The organism is Pseudomonas putida (genome assembly GCF_003228315.1).
GTDB classification, from domain to species: domain Bacteria; phylum Pseudomonadota; class Gammaproteobacteria; order Pseudomonadales; family Pseudomonadaceae; genus Aquipseudomonas; species Aquipseudomonas putida_S.
Genome location: NZ_CP029693.1, coordinates 6,646,644 through 6,661,668 on the forward strand (window position 1 = coordinate 6,646,644; position 15,025 = coordinate 6,661,668).

Consider the following 15,025-nt stretch of genomic DNA (forward strand, 5'->3'; position numbering starts at 1 on the left):
AAATTCCCCAGTGGGTGGGGATGCTGCGGGCCTATCGGCCGTGCGCCGCGTCAGCCAATTGTTCGGTATCGACCCGGACAAACACCGAGTCGCCCACCGCCGTGAGCACATCGCCAGCAAAGACTTCGCAGATCACCCGGGTCTTGCGCCCGACCTCACCGTCCACCTTCGCCCGCAGGGTCAACGGCACGCCCATGGGGGTCGGCTTGATGAACTTGATGCCCAGGTTGCCGGTGACGCAGTTGATGCGCGGCAGGCTGGCGACTTCGCGCTGTTCGGCGCGGTAGTGATAGGCCATGACAGTCCAGTTGGAATGGCAGTCGACCAGCATCGCGATCAGGCCGCCGTAGACCAGGTCCGGCCAGCCGCAATATTTGTCGTCCGGCACATGCTCGGCCACGACGTGCACGCCGTCTTCGTGCCAGTAACTCTTGATGTGCAGCCCGTGGGGGTTGCGGCCGCCGCAGCCGTAGCAAACGCCGTCTGGTGCGGCGGTGTCTTGCAGGGATGTGTCGAGGGTGGACATGTCAGGTTCATCCTTAAAATTGAAAAGCCAAACGGGTAAAGCATTGAACAATGAAACCACTGTGGGAGCGAGCCTGCTCGCGATGGCAGAGTGTCAGGCAACGATGTTGTGACTGACCGTCCGCCATCGCGAGCAGGCTCGCTCCTACAGTGTTCTTTTCCTGCCCTCAACGCCGCGCCGAATGCTGCTGCGGGGCCAGAAACGCATCATGGAAGTAATTGCGAAACGCATGCATCGCCGGGCTCAATTCCCGCTCGCGGTGCCAGGCCAGGCCAACACTCATGGGGGTGACCTTGTCAGTGATGGTCACGGTTTCGATGCGTTTGCCTTCCAGCGACCACGGGCGGTGCACCAGGTCGGAAAGGATCGCCACGCCGCTGCCGTTGGCCACCATGCTGCGCACTGCCTCCACGGAACTGGTGCGCACCCGCACATTCGGTTGCTGATGGGCATGTTCCCAATAACGCATGGCGCTCTGTTCGGCTTCGTCGACGGTCAGCAGGATGAACGGCTCCCTGGCCACATCGGCCAGACTCACGGACGAGCGCTCGCACAGCGGGTGATGGCTGGGTAGCCATAGCCGGCGTTCGGAGTTGAACAGGGTTTCGGAGACGATGTCCGGGTGCGTGAGGTTCGCCGTGAGCACCACCGCCATGTCGAACTGGCCTTCCAGCAACCCTTGCTCGATGGCCTGGCGTTCCCGCTCATGCACTTCAATGGCCACGTCCGGGTGCCAGTGTTCCAGCCGTTGCAGATGGTGCGGCAGGAAGTAGCCGATCACTGTGTAACTGGCCGCCACGCGCAGCAGGCCGCTGGCGCGCACGTCGGGCAGCGGGCTGTTCAGGGCGTCGTCGACGCTGCGCAAAATCACGTAGGCGCGATTGAGAAAATGCCGTCCGGCGTCGGTCAGGCTCATGCCCTGGGCCGAGCGCTGGAACAGCAGGGCGCCGAGCATGCCTTCCAGCTCCTTGATCGCGGTGGTCACCGCTGACTGGGAAATATTCAAATGAATCGCCGCTTGCGAGATTTGCCCGATCTCGGCGGTGGCGACGAAGTAGCGGACCTGGCGCAGGGTCAGTGACATGAATGCTCCGGTAGACGAGGTATCTGTTTTAAGGGCTATCTGTTTTTCAGAAGATGGCCTATCTGATAATAGATCTTCCCAAGGGGTCGGCTGGAATTTAACGTGGCCTGCATGAAGTCACAAGCGTCAGGAGCAAGCGTCATGCAGGCAGTAGATTTCAATTCGGACATGGGCGAAGGCTTCGGCCCGTGGACCATCGGCGATGGCGTCGACAACGAGCTGATGGGCTTCATCAGCACCGCCAACGTCGCCACCGGTTTCCATGCCGGCGACCCCGGCACCATGCGCCGTACCGTCGAGCAGGCCAAGCGCCTGGGCGTGGCCGTCGGTGCCCATCCGGGCTTCCGTGACCTGGTCGGTTTCGGTCGCCGCCACATCAATGCACCGGCCCAGGAGCTGGTGGACGACATGCTGTATCAGCTCGGCGCCCTGCGTGAACTGGCCCGGGTTCAAGGCGTCACCCTGCAACACATCAAACCCCACGGCGCGCTGTACATGCACCTGGCCCGGGACGAGGAAGCGGCCCGCCTGCTGGTGGAAAACCTGCAGCGCCTGGAGCCCGAACTGTTGCTGTATTGCATGCCCAACTCGGTGATCTGGCGTGTCGCCAAAGAACTCGGCCAACCGGTGATCCGCGAGTTCTACGCCGACCGCGAATACGACCTCAGTGGCTCCATCGTCTTTACCCGCAACGTGCGTGCCTACGACCCGGCGCAAGTGGCGGCGCGGGTGCTGCGTGCCTGTCAGGAAGGCGTGGTGCGCACCGTCGAGGGCGAGGACCTGGCGATCGAATTCGATTCCATCTGCCTGCACAGCGATACACCGGGGGCTCTGGCCTTGGTCGAGGCCACGCGCAAGGCACTGGATGATGCGGGGATCAAGGTTCGCGCACCGCGCTAAGCCCCAAATCACCCCTAATAAAACCAGGCACAGAGAAGCCAGGGATCAAACACCGATTCATTTTTGCCTGCCTTTCTACAACTATTCCAAGAGGAACAGACATGGCCGAACAAACCGTTATCACTCCGTTGCCGGGCACCTTCTACCGCAAGGCCACCCCGGACTCGCCGAACTACGTCGAGCCGGGCGCTGAAGTCAGTGCCGACACCGTGGTTGGCCTGATCGAGGTCATGAAGCAGTTTTCCGAACTGACTGCCGGCAGGGCGGGTCGCCTGAGCGCGTTTATGGTCGAAGACGGGGATCCGGTGGAGCCGGGTCAGGTCATCGCCACACTCGACGACGCGTGAGGGCACGACCATGACTCAAGCCATTCGTAAATTGCTGATCGCCAACCGGGGCGAGATTGCCGTGCGGATCATCCGTGCGGCCAAGGAACTGGGGATTCCCACCGTTGCCGCGTGCAGCGAGGCCGACGTTGATTCCATGGCCGCGCGCATGGCTGACGAGGTACACGTCCTCGGCCCGGCCCGCGCCGACAAGAGTTACCTGAACGTCGAGGCCTTGCTCGGCGCCTTGCAAACCACCGGCGCCAATGCGGTCCACCCGGGCTACGGCTTTCTCTCGGAGAACGCCGATTTCGCCGAAGCGGTGGTCGCCGCCGGTGCGATTTTCGTCGGTCCCAGCGCCGACACCATTCGGCGCATGGGCGACAAGGCCGAAGCCCGGCGCACCGCGCAAGCAGCCGGCGTACCGGTGGTGCCCGGTTCCCCGGATGAGTTGTTCGACGTCGAGTCGGCGCTCAAGGCTGCCGAATCCGTTGGCTTCCCGTTGCTGATCAAAGCCTCGGCCGGTGGCGGCGGACGCGGCATTCGCCTGGCGGAAAACGCCCAGCAACTTGCCGAAGAGTTCCCCCGTTCCCAGCGTGAAGCCCAGGCGGCCTTCGGCAATGGCGCGGTGTATCTGGAGCGCTTCATCGGCAAGGCCCGGCACATCGAAGTGCAGGTGCTGGGCGATGGTCAGCACGCGGTGCACCTGTTCGAGCGCGAGTGCTCGCTGCAGCGTCGCCGGCAGAAGATTCTTGAAGAGGCGCCGTCGCCAGTCCTCAATGCGCAACAGCGAGAGACGCTGTGCGCCAGCGCCGTACGCCTGACCGAAGCCCTGGGCTACAAGGGCGCCGGCACCCTGGAGTATCTGTACGACGATGTCACCGGCGAGTTTTTCTTCATCGAGATGAACACGCGGATCCAGGTGGAGCACCCGATCAGCGAACTGATCACCGGCATCGATCTGGTCCAGGCCATGTTGCGCATCGCCGGCGGCGAGCCGCTGGGCTTCAAGCAAGGCGATATCCAGCTCAATGGCGCCGCCCTGCAAATGCGTTTGAATGCCGAAGATCCGGCACGGGATTTCTTTCCAAGTCCGGGCTTGGTCGAATCGCTGGTTTGGCCGCAAGGGCAGGGCGTGCGGGTCGACAGCCATCTCTTTGAAGGGTACCGGGTGCCGCCTTACTATGACTCGCTGCTGGCCAAGCTGATCGTGCATGGTCGTGATCGCAATGAAGCGTTGGCTCGCGCCCGTATCGCCGTGGAGCACACCACGCTCACCGGCATGGCCAGCACCCTGTCGCTGCACGGCGAATTGCTGGAGCAACCCTGGCTGCACAACGCCGACTTCCACACCGGCACCCTGGAAACCTGGCTGGCTGCGCGCCGCAGCGGAGGTGAAGCATGAGCAGTCCGATTCGCTACAGCTTTGGCGCCGACGAGCACCTGTTTGCCGAAGTCAGCGACAGCATGTCCCTTGAGGCCTTCTTCAAGGGCATGGCAGTGACCCGCGCGGTGGAACGGCTGGCGCTGGATGGCGTGCTCGATGTGTGCCTGGCCAATGCCTCGTTCCAGATCCGTTTCGACCCGGACCGCATCGCGCCGGCCGACCTGCTTGAAGCCGTCAAAGGCGCTGAAGCCGAGGCCGTCGCCGAGCGCACCTTGCACACCCGGATCATCGAGATTCCGGTGCTGTACAACGATCCCTGGACCCACGAGACCCTGATGCGTTTTCGCGACCGGCATCAGGACCCGAGCGCCACGGACCTTGAATACGCCGCGCGGATCAACGGCCTGGCCGACGTCGAGGCGTTCATCGCTGCACATAGCGGCGCGCCGTGGTTCGTCTCGATGGTCGGCTTCGTCGCCGGCCTGCCGTTCATGTTCCAGATGGTCGAGCGCGAACGTCAGTTGCAGGTGCCCAAGTACCTGCGCCCGCGCACCGACACGCCGAAGCTGACCCTCGGCCACGGCGGCTGCTTCGGTTGCATCTACTCGGTGCGTGGCGCCGGTGGCTACCAGATGTTCGGCGTCACCCCGGCACCGATCTACGACCCGCAGCAGAACCTGGCGTACCTGAAGGAGCACATGGTGTTCTTCCGCCCCGGCGACATCGTGCAGTTCAAGCCGATGGACCGCGAGGAATACGACCAGGCCGTGGCCGAAGTCGAGGCCGGGCGCTTCGATCTGCGGATCCGCCCGGTGGAGTTCTCGCTGGATGCGTTTCTCGCCGACCCGGTCGGCTATCCCAAGTCGCTGCAGGAGGTGCTGGCATGATCAAGGTACTCAAACCCGGTCTGGCCACCTCGGTGCAGGACCTTGGCCGCGAAGGCTACTACCACCTGGGCATCCCGCCTTCCGGGGCACTGGACCAGTACGCCCTGAGCGCGGCCAACCAACTGGTGGGCAACCCGGCCAACTCCGGGGCGCTGGAATGCACGCTGCTGGGGCCGGAGCTGGAGTTCCAGCAGGACGCACTGGTAGCCGTGTGCGGCGCGCACATGACGCCCAAGGTCGACGGCGTGGACATGCACCTGGACACCGCGTTCGAGGTGAAAGCCGGACAGGTGCTGCGTTTTGACTTCCCCAAGGCGGGCGCACGGGCCTATCTGGCCGTGGCCGGCGGCATCGACGTGCCGGTGGTGCTCGGCAGTCGGTCTACCTATGCGCTGGGTGGGCTCGGTGGATTCCAGGGCCGTCGCCTTATCGCCGGGGATGAATTGCCGGTTGGCGCCGCCAGCGGCAAGGGTCGTATCGGGGCGAGTTTGCCCATGGCCTTGCGTCAGTCGCTGGGTGGCGAGATCACCCTGCGCGTGGTGCCGGGGCTGTACTACGACCGTTTGACCCCGGCTGCGGCGGACAGCTTTTTCGCCGAAGCATGGACGGTGGGTTCGGAAGCGGATCGCATCGGCTATCGCTTCAAGGGCGGCAGCCCGCTGAGCTTCCAGCCTCGGGAGCAACCCTTCGGTGCCGGGTCCGATCCATCGAACATCGTCGACAGCTGCTACCCGATCGGCTCGATCCAGGTGCCGGCAGGCCTTGAGCCCATCGTGCTGCACCGCGATGCGGTATCCGGTGGCGGCTACGCGATGATCGGCACGGTGATCAGCGCCGACCTCGACCTGATCGGCCAGATGCAACCGAACCAGAAAGCCCGTTTCGTGGCGGTGACCCTCGAAGAAGCGCTGGAAGCGCGACGTTCCTACAAGAAAAAACTCAGCTGCCTGAGCAAGCTGTTCCCTTCCTGATACTGCCCGCCGCACGGCGCGGGTAAAGCCAAAAGGTGAGCCAACGCCGCACTTCGGTGCGGTGGCGGCTGCCCGCGCTTCAACCTTTGACTGGTTCTGGAGTTCACGCACATGGCTGCTTTATCGCAATCGAGTCAAACCGGGCAAGACCCGGCCAACCACCCCGTTCCAAGCAACGCCCGCATGGGCCGACTGTCACTGACCATGGCCTGGTGGGCGGTGTGCAGCGCGATGTTCTACATCGTCGTGGGCGCCTCTTTGGCGTTGTCTTATGGCGCGCGCAATGCGCTGATCGGCATGCTGCTGTCGGTGATCAGCTACGGGCTGGTCAACAGCATCCTCAGTCGCTTTGCAGCACGCAGCGGCCTGTCGGTGGCGCTGTTTTCACGGCTGCTGTTCGGCAGCACCGGTGCTTGCCTGGCGACCCTGATCTTCTTCTCCACGGCGATCTACTACGCGGTGTTCGAAGGCTCGGTGATCGCCGTGGCACTCAATCACCTGTACCCGGAACTGGTGTACCCGCTGGCGGCGTTGCTGGTGGTGCTGTACAGCGTGCCGATGATCCTGGGCAGCGTGCAGCACTGGCTGGACAAGCTCAACGGCGTGCTGCTGCCGGTGTACCTCGGCGGTTTGCTGGTGGCGGTGGGGCTGTCGATCAGCCGTTATGGCTACCAGCCGCAGTGGCTGGATTTCGGCCCGGCAACGCCAAGCGCCTATGGTTGGTGGGACTGCTTCGTGGCGTACATGGGCGTGTGGATCCTGATGCTGTTCACCTTCGACTACGCCCGTTTCGGCAAACCCGAAGATGCCGAGTATCACGGCCGCTGGAACTTCGGCATGCCGTTCTACGCCGTGACCTTCCTGCTCAACGGTGCGGCAGGCATCTACCTGGTCAGCAGCATTCCCCACGAAGGCGCGTTGAACGAAGTGTCGGTGGTCATGGCAATTTTGCAGATGATGGGCCTGTGGGGGCTGCTGTTCGTCTGGGCCACGCAAACCCGGATCAACACCGCGAACTACTACCTGGCGACCCTGAACATGCAGGCGTTCTTTGCCCGCTTCGGCCTGCGCGCCTCGTACCTGGTGTGGGCGCTGGCAGTGGGGGTGATTGTCTACGGGCTGATGCTGGCGGATGTGTTTGCGTACCTGCTCAAGGCGCTGGCCTATCAGGGGATTTTCGTGGTGGCCTGGGTCGGTGTGGCGTTGGCGCAGATTGTCTATGGACGGTATGACGCATCGGCGCTGGAACGGGTAGCGACGTTCAATCCGGTAGGCCTGACGGCCTGGTTCGGAGCCACGGCACTGGGGCTGGCGTTGATGTTTGCCGGTAGTGGTTTGAGCAGCTTCTCCGCGCCGGCCACGGTGGTTGTGGCGTTCGGGTTGCAAGCGGGGTTGGGTTATCGCGGGCGGATGCAGGTGGGCCTGGCGGAATAGGGCGTACCCAATCCCCTGTAGGAGCGAGCATGCTCGCGATGGTCGTCAACGATAACGCTGGCTGCCTGACACCCCACGGTGTCCTGGCGTCCATCGCGAGCATGCTCGCTCCTACAGGGACGGATATGTACACCAACCCGAATCAATCAAGGGTCTTGCCAGCCGTCTCCCTGGCCATAGCCAACCCCACCAGCGTCAGTCCCAAACACCCCATCACATACAACGCCGGCGCATTGTTATTCCCCGTCAACCCAATCAACCCTGTCGCAAAAAACTGCGCAAAACCGCCAAACACCGACACCCCCAGGCAATAGACAATCGACAACCCGGTGGCCCGGATCGCGCGCGGAAACAGCTCCGTCACCAGCACCAGCGTCGGCACGGTGATCAACACCAGCAACAGCGTAGTGACCAACGAAACCGCCAGCAGCGTAACCAGCGTGGGGTACTGATTCATCAGCATGAACGCCGGATAGATCAGCAACAGCATCGGAATCGCGCCCAGGGCAACCGTGCGGCGACGACCGATGCGGTCACTCAGCCGACCCGCCCAGATCGACAAACTGATCTGCACCAGCGCCCCCAGACAGGCCGCCGTAGTGCCCATCTTCATCGGCAGGTGCAGCACCGTAACCGTGTAGTTGGTCATGTAGTCCAGCACGATGTAGCTGGAGGCCGTGCTGCCAATCACCAACAGCACGCCGGTCAGCACCGTTCGACGATAGCGCGTGAAGATCGCACGCAGGCCGGACGTTGCCTGACTGTCAGGTGCGGCTTGATCGGCGGTCTCCTTGAGATGACGGCGAATGTAGACACCGATCGGAATCACCAGCAGCCCCAGCGCGAACGGCAGCCGCCAACCCCAGCTTTCCAGCGCTTCGGGTGACAGGTTCGAACTCAGGGCCAGGGCCACCAGCGCGCCGAGCAGAAAGCTCAGCCCCTGGCTGAACAACTGCCAGCTGCCATAGAAGCCGCGACTTTTATCGTCGGCATATTCCATCAGCATTGCGGTCGAGGCACCGACTTCACCGCCAATGGCGAAGCCCTGTATCAGTCGCGCCAACACGATGATCACCGGCGCGGCGATGCCGATTTGCGCATAGGTCGGCGCGATGGCGAACAGCAGCGAACCCAGGGCCATCAACCACAAGGTCAGCATCATCGCCGGCTTGCGCCCGACCCGGTCGGCGTAGGCGCCCAGCACCAGCCCGCCGATGGGGCGCATGCCGAAGCCGACGCCGAAGGTCGCCAGCGACAGCAGCAACTGCCCCAGCGTGCTCTCGACCGGGAAGAACTGCCGGCCGATGAGGGTGGCGAAAAAGCTATAGACCGAGAAATCGTAGAACTCTAGGCCGGAGCCGATGGTGATGGCGGCGATGGCGCGCGCACCGATCGGGCGACGCACCGCAGTGGCAGCCGGCATGGCGGTAGAAGCGGGAGTGGACATGAGGCGAACTCCAGAAGACGAGGGCGTTAGTCGAGCGCGAATCAGGCCAGGAAGGTTTCCACCAGCCGAACCCAATAGCTGGCACCCGTCGCCAGGCAGTCGTCGTTGAAGTCGTAGCCGGGGTTATGCACCATGCAGCCGCCTTCACCGTCACCATTGCCGATCAGCAGGTAGCAGCCGGGGCAACGCTCAAGCATCACGGCGAAATCCTCGCTGCCGGTCAGCGGTTTCATGTCGCGAATCAGCCCGTCTTCACCGACCCAGTCCACTGCCACCTGCCGGGCGAATGCGGTGCTGTCGGGGTGATTGAACAGCGCAGGAAAACGTTGGGCTTCATCGACATCGACGGTGGCACGGGCGCCGAAACTCGCCGCCTGGGATTGCGCCACGTCGGTGATGCGGGCAATCAGCTCGTCACGCACTTCGGCCTTGAGCGCGCGCACGCTCAACTGCAACTCGGCGTGATCGGGAATCACATTGGCGGCGATCCCGGCGTGGAACGCGCCGACGGTGACCACGGCGGTGTCGAGCGGGTCGACATTGCGCGCGACGATGCTCTGCAACGCCATGACGATGGCCGATCCCGCCAGCACCGGATCCACCGCCTTGTGCGGCATGGCGCCGTGACCGCCGACGCCATCGATGCGAATGGTCACCGTGTCGGTGGAGGCCATGAACGGCCCCGGCAAAAAGCCCAGCTTGCCTACCGGCAGCCCCGGCATGTTGTGCATCGCGAACACCGCATCGCAGGGGAACCGCTCGAACAACCCGTCATCGAGCATGCGCTGCGCACCGCCATCGCCTTCTTCGGCAGGCTGGAAAATCACCACCAGCGCGCCGTCGAACTCGCCGCTTTCGGCCAGATATTTGGCCGCCGCCAGCAACATCGCCGTATGACCGTCGTGACCGCAGGCGTGCATCACCCCTTCGTGACGACTGGTATAGGGCAGGCCGGTCTGCTCGATGATCGGCAGGGCGTCCATGTCGGCACGCAGGCCGATCATCTTCTTGCCCTGACCGTTGCGCAGCAGCCCGACCACCCCGGTGCCGCCCATGCCACGATGCACCTCATAGCCCCACTCGGTGAGTTTGCCCGCCACCAGATCGGCGGTGGCGAACTCCTCAAAGCTCAGTTCCGGGTGGGCGTGGATGTGCCGGCGCAGGGCGATCATCTCGTCTTCGAGCGCGCGAATGCCGGGCAGGGCAGGCAGGTTGAGCATCAAAAATTCCTCGTTTTTATGGGTCGTTTTTGGAGGTTCGACTGATACCCTGCGATCCTAATGAGTTGGCGAAGGCCGCGGCAGTCGCAAAAAAGCGGGGCTGAAAACCCAGGGTTTACACTCAGGGAGACCGGAGGAAAGGATGAAGCTGCATCAATTGCGCGCGCTGGTGATGATTGCGGACTGCGGCAGTATTCGCGCGGCGGCGCGGCAACTGGACGTCTCGCAGACGGCGGTGGCCAAGGCCCTGCGTGAGCTGGAAGAACAGCTGCAATTGCCGCTGCTGGTACGCAACGCCAGCGGGGTCGTCCTGACCCAATACGGCCAGTCGCTGTTGCAGCATGCGCGACAGATGCTCAGCCAACTGGAGCGTGCGCAACTGGAGTTGGCGCACCTGAGCGATCAGGCCGAAGGGCATTTGCGCCTGGGCATCTCGCCATGGATGGGCATGACCCTGTTGCCCGAAGTCGTCACGCTGTTCCGCCAACGCATGCCCCGTGTGCGCCTGGAAGTCTTCGAAGGCTTGATGGCGGTGACCTTGCCGCGCTTGCGCGACGGCACCATGGAGTTTGCGGTGGGGCTGGTGTCTTCGTTGCTGCCGCGCCCGGAATTCGTCTGCGAACCGATCTGTGCCTACCGCATGGCCGTGGTCGCCCGCCACGGTCATCCCCGCCGTGACAGCCGCTCCATCCACGAACTGCTGGACCAGGACTGGGTGGTCAATTACCCCGATGCCAGCCACGAAGGCCTGATGACCGAGCTGTTCTGGCAACACGGCGCGCAGATCGACATGCAGCACATCCACCGCGCGCATTCGCCGCAGCTGACCTTATCGATGATCGAACAGACCGACATGCTCAGCTACTTCCCGGAGCCGATGCTCACCGTGCCGATCTACCGCGAACGAGTGGCGCGCCTGGCGCTGGCGGAATCCTTCGCCACCGACACCATCGGCATCGTCACCCCGCGCAATGCCCAGTTGGGTGTCGCCGCGCAATGCTTCGTCGATTGCCTGTTCCAGGTCATCCGCCGTCGGGCGCGTTCGGCGCGGGCGGAGGATGTGGAGTTGTTCGATACGCTGGATTTGTTGATTTGAGGGGGCCCCCTGTAGGAGCGAGCCTGCTCGCGATGGTCGTCAACGATAACGCTGGCTGCCTGACTCCCCGCGGTGTTCTGGCGTCCATCGCGAGCAGGCTCGCTCCTACAGGTTTTGATCTTCAGTAAAGGTTCAAACCGGCTGCTCAACCCTGCGATGCAACCACCGCGCCTCGCTTTGCAATTCCAGCACCTGCCAGTGAAAACGCTCCAGCGAAGCGTTATGCCCGACGCTGATCAGTATCGTGTCCGGCAAAGTCTGCTTGAGCAATTGATAGCAGCGCGCTTCGTTCGCCGCGTCCAGCGCTGAACTGCTCTCGTCGAGAAACAGCACCGCAGGGCGGGCGAGCAGGGCGCGGACGAAGGCCAGGCGTTGCTGTTCGCCGACGCTCAGGGTCTGCGACCAGTCGTGTTCCCGATCCAGCTGTTCGCTCAGGTGTTGCAGGCCGATTTGCTGCATCAGCAAACGCAGGGCGCTGTCTGCCTCGCGATCCGGGGGCATGGGGTACCACAGGGCTTCGCGCAGGCTGCCCAGTGGCAGGTAAGGTTTTTGCGAGAGGGTCAGGGCACGCCCGCGGTCGTAGCTGGCAGAGCCGCTTGCGTGGGGCCAGAGCCCGGTGACAGTGCGGATGAAAGTCGACTTGCCGTAGCCGGACGGTGCGCTGATCAGCAGGCTGTCACCGGGCTTGAGTGACAGGTTGAAGCCATCGAACAGGCGCCGGCCGCTGGGCAGCCAGATGTCCAGATCCTTGATTTCCAGGCCGTCGGCCTGATGCCCTTCGACCACATTCGACGTGACCTCGACCTTGTCCAGGCGTTCCTGGAAACCGATCAACCGGTCGATCACCGATTTCCACGCCGACAGTTCCGGGAACACCTCCACCAGATAGGCGATGGCCGAGTGCACTTCGCCGAAGGCGGCGCTGATCTGGGTCAGGCGGCCGAGGGGGAAGGCACCGGCGAAGAACTGTGGCGCCATGATGAACATCGGGATAACCGTGGCGCTGCGCAGGTAGAAGGTCGAGTAACCCATGATCAGCTTCTGCTTTTTCACCAGGGCCCAGAAGTTCTCCAGCACGGCCTCCAGGCGTTGATTGAAGCGCAGGTTTTCCACGGCCTCGCCCTTGTACAGGGCCACCGAGTCGGCGTTCTCCCGCAGGCGCATCAGCGAAAAACGGAAGTCCGCTTCGCGCCGCTGCTGCATGAAGTTCAGCCGTGGCAACGCGCGCCCCAGCCAGAACGCCAGCCCCGTACCCGCCAGCGCGTAGACAATAGCGATCCACACCAGCAACCCGGGAATGACCACATCGTCCCCGGCGAGCGGCACGCTGACCAGGCTGGAGGCCTGCCAGATGATATGCAGGAAGGAAAACAGCGAGACCACCGAGGTCAACAAGCCCAAAGTCAGCTTCAGCGATTTGACGATGAACAGGTCGATGTCTTCGGCAATCCGCTGGTCGGGGTTGTCGACGTCGGTCTCGGTCAGCTTGAGCTTCTGGTAGCGCTGGCTGCCCAGCCATTGTCCGAGCAGGTTATGGGTGGACCAGCGACGCCAGCGCAGCGTCAGCTTCTGCTGGAAGTGAAACGCGGCGACGGTGAAGGCGGCGGTGCCGATCTGCAGCAGGATGAACTGCACGCTGCCGACGATGAAACCGTGGTAATCCAGCGCCTGCAAGGCGTTGTAGAAGTGCAGGTTCCAGAAGTTGGTGAGGATGTTGACCCCCACCAGGCACAGGGTCATCACCACGGTGGCCACCAGCAACAGCAACGCCGGGTACTTTTCTTCCGAGGCCCAGAAGGGCCCTGCGAGACGCCAGAAATTGCGGAGTGTTTGCATGAGGTCGTGATGGCCCGGTCGCTAGCGACGTTGAGTTTGCAAGTGAGGGAGGATACGATCAGCCAATGCTAATCGTTTGCATTCAATAGCGATAGTCACGGGAGTCCCGTTATCGAATTTCCAGAATGGCTCAACGAGGCCTGGCCGCCGATTAAGCGGGTCATCCAGCGTGAACCCTGCGATCAACCTGCAATCCCCTTGAACCGACTTGCCGACCCTGCGGTACTACAACCCTTGCTGACGCGGTTTGCCCTGCTGTATCCGGGGGTGAACAGCGCGGCCGTGGTTTCGCAGTGGTCGATGAACTACATGAGCATCGTTATGCCAGCGGCGTTCGCCAGCGTCCTTACCTGTGATGGCGCGATCGATTTCTGGAATGGGGAGGCCGTGCTGCTGCACGATGATCACGGTTCGCCCCAGGCCGTCGGGTTGATCGCCCAGCCCGCAACACTGGCGCCGCAAGACCGTGCAGCCTATTGGTCGCGCTTGATCCACGAGCACCTGACCCCGTTGTTTGCCACCCTGGCCGCGGCCGGAGGCCTGGCGCCGAAGATCCTGTGGGGCAACATGGTCGCGATCTGGGATGGCGCCTTCACCCGGATGGACGCCGAACTGTCCCGGGACGGATTTGCCGAGGCCCACCAATGGCTGGAGCAGGTGATCGTGAATAACGGACGGCTGAAATTGCGAAGCCTGCAACGCACGGTCGAATCGCCCGCGCCACAGATTGTCCCCCAGCTACCCTTGCGTCGGCATTGCTGCCTGCATTACCAACTGCACGCGCCGGTCGAAGGCGAACCGCCGGTATTGTGCGAATCCTGCCCCAAGCTGCACCGCCTGCCAGTGGCCGAGCAGGTGAGTTACCTGCATTACATCTACCAGGGCGATTGAACCCCTCGACAACACACAAACCCTGTATCCACTGAAGATCCCCTGTGGGAGCAGGCTTGCCCGCGATTGCGATGGGTCAGTCAATGATGATGTCGACTGACACTCCCTCATCGCTGGCGAGCCAGCTCCCACAGTGATTTGTGTTGCTCACGGATATTGCGGAAACACACTAAATCTGTGGGAGCGGGCTTGCCCGCGATGGCGTAGGGTCAGTCAATGATGATGTCGACTGACACTCCCTCATCGCTGGCAAGCCAGCTCCCACAGTGATTTGTGTTGCTCACGGATATTGCGGAAACACACTAAACCTGTGGGAGCGGGCTTGCCCGCGATGGCGTAGGGTCAGTCAATGATGATGTCGACTGACACTCCCTCATCGCTGGCAAGCCAGCTCCCACAGTGATTTGTGTTGCTCGCGGATTTTGCGGACCCACACCCAACCTGTGGGAGCGGGCTTGCCCGCGATGGCGTCGGGTCAGTCAGTGATGATGTCGACTGACACTCCCTCATCGCTGGCAAGCCAGCTCCCACAGTGATTTGTGGCGTTCACGGATTTTGCGGACACACACCCAACCTGTGGGAGCGGGCTTGCCCGCGATGAGGCCGGCACATTCAACATCCATGGCTCCTGACACACCGCTTCGCGAGCAGGCTCGCTCCTACAGGAATTGGGGCAATCAGCGGCGTTTCGGGAACTGCGGCGATTCAGGCATAACGACGGACAAACCCCAGCCCCGCCAGCGGCAGTCCCACGCCGGCGATGCACAGGCTCCAGACCAGGCTTTCGATGCCGAAGGCGATCAGCGCGCCACCGACCACCGTCGCGGGCAACACCGGAAAAAACAGCAGGCCGATCAGCAGCGCATGGGCGCCCAGTCGTCTTTTCAAGCCGCGCTTGGCGTTGAACATGCAGACGATCCAGAAAAACGCCCAAAAGCCGATGCTCAGTAAATAAAGGGCTAGATGGAGCAGGTCTCCCACCATTCCATAGCCGTGCATTGGCATACCTCCCTTGCGATT

At 62.8% G+C, this 15,025-nt stretch carries 14 protein-coding genes; 8 read left to right on the top strand and 6 right to left on the bottom strand.

Annotated features, from left to right (window positions below; genetic code table 11):
- Positions 1-31: 31 nt before the first annotated feature.
- The gene (locus DKY63_RS31250) at positions 32-526 is read right to left on the bottom strand and encodes a PaaI family thioesterase (RefSeq protein ID WP_110967667.1); all 495 of its coding nucleotides are present in this window, start codon (positions 524-526) and stop codon (positions 32-34) included.
- A 166-nt stretch (positions 527-692) separates the two neighbouring features.
- Positions 693-1,610: a LysR family transcriptional regulator gene (locus DKY63_RS31255; protein WP_110967668.1), complete on the bottom strand. Its 918-nt coding sequence runs from the start codon at positions 1,608-1,610 to the stop codon at positions 693-695.
- A gap of 141 nt (positions 1,611-1,751) precedes the next feature.
- Between DKY63_RS31255 and DKY63_RS31260 the strand changes: the two genes are divergently transcribed.
- The 6 genes from DKY63_RS31260 to DKY63_RS31285 all read left to right on the top strand — a co-directional run bounded on the left by DKY63_RS31260 (position 1,752) and on the right by DKY63_RS31285 (position 7,515).
- The gene (locus DKY63_RS31260) at positions 1,752-2,510 is read left to right on the top strand and encodes a 5-oxoprolinase subunit PxpA (RefSeq protein WP_110967669.1); all 759 of its coding nucleotides are present in this window, start codon (positions 1,752-1,754) and stop codon (positions 2,508-2,510) included.
- 101 nt (positions 2,511-2,611) lie between these two features.
- Entirely contained in the window at positions 2,612-2,857 is a 246-nt protein-coding gene (locus DKY63_RS31265) for an acetyl-CoA carboxylase (protein ID WP_110967670.1), read from the top strand.
- A 10-nt stretch (positions 2,858-2,867) separates the two neighbouring features.
- Positions 2,868-4,241 carry an acetyl-CoA carboxylase biotin carboxylase subunit gene (locus tag DKY63_RS31270; RefSeq protein ID WP_110967671.1) on the top strand — a complete coding sequence of 458 codons (1,374 nt, stop codon included), beginning with the start codon at positions 2,868-2,870 and terminating at the stop codon, positions 4,239-4,241.
- A complete protein-coding gene (locus tag DKY63_RS31275) occupies positions 4,238-5,110 on the top strand; it encodes a 5-oxoprolinase subunit B family protein (protein ID WP_110967672.1) in 873 nt (290 codons plus the stop codon). The genes DKY63_RS31270 and DKY63_RS31275 overlap by 4 nt, the downstream gene beginning before the upstream one ends.
- Positions 5,107-6,081 (top strand): biotin-dependent carboxyltransferase family protein, encoded by a 975-nt coding sequence (locus DKY63_RS31280; RefSeq protein ID WP_110967673.1) that lies wholly within the window; start codon positions 5,107-5,109, stop codon positions 6,079-6,081. Before DKY63_RS31275 ends, DKY63_RS31280 begins: the two co-directional genes overlap by 4 nt.
- A gap of 111 nt (positions 6,082-6,192) precedes the next feature.
- A complete protein-coding gene (locus tag DKY63_RS31285) occupies positions 6,193-7,515 on the top strand; it encodes a purine-cytosine permease family protein (RefSeq protein WP_110967674.1) in 1,323 nt (440 codons plus the stop codon).
- Positions 7,516-7,657: 142 nt separating this feature from the next.
- Here DKY63_RS31285 and DKY63_RS31290 read toward each other — a convergent pair whose 3' ends face one another.
- Together DKY63_RS31290 and DKY63_RS31295 are read right to left on the bottom strand one after the other, a co-directional pair.
- Positions 7,658-8,962, bottom strand: coding sequence for an MFS transporter (locus DKY63_RS31290; protein WP_110967675.1), 1,305 nt, complete (start codon positions 8,960-8,962; stop codon positions 7,658-7,660).
- A 41-nt stretch (positions 8,963-9,003) separates the two neighbouring features.
- Entirely contained in the window at positions 9,004-10,182 is a 1,179-nt protein-coding gene (locus DKY63_RS31295; protein ID WP_110967676.1) for a M20 aminoacylase family protein, read from the bottom strand.
- A 142-nt stretch (positions 10,183-10,324) separates the two neighbouring features.
- On the opposite strand from DKY63_RS31295, the gene DKY63_RS31300 reads away from it, so the two are divergent.
- Positions 10,325-11,278: a LysR substrate-binding domain-containing protein gene (locus DKY63_RS31300; protein WP_110967677.1), complete on the top strand. Its 954-nt coding sequence runs from the start codon at positions 10,325-10,327 to the stop codon at positions 11,276-11,278.
- Positions 11,279-11,410: 132 nt separating this feature from the next.
- On the opposite strand, the gene DKY63_RS31305 is transcribed toward DKY63_RS31300, so the two are convergent.
- A complete protein-coding gene (locus tag DKY63_RS31305; protein ID WP_110967678.1) occupies positions 11,411-13,114 on the bottom strand; it encodes an ABC transporter ATP-binding protein/permease in 1,704 nt (567 codons plus the stop codon).
- A gap of 198 nt (positions 13,115-13,312) precedes the next feature.
- On the opposite strand from DKY63_RS31305, the gene fhuF reads away from it, so the two are divergent.
- On the top strand, positions 13,313-14,005 hold the full coding sequence (fhuF, locus tag DKY63_RS31310) for a siderophore-iron reductase FhuF (RefSeq protein WP_110967679.1): 693 nt from the start codon (positions 13,313-13,315) through the stop codon (positions 14,003-14,005).
- A gap of 705 nt (positions 14,006-14,710) precedes the next feature.
- Here the strand turns inward: fhuF and DKY63_RS31315 are convergent.
- Positions 14,711-15,004, bottom strand: coding sequence for a hypothetical protein (locus tag DKY63_RS31315; RefSeq protein WP_110967680.1), 294 nt, complete (start codon positions 15,002-15,004; stop codon positions 14,711-14,713).
- Positions 15,005-15,025: the final 21 nt, after the last annotated feature.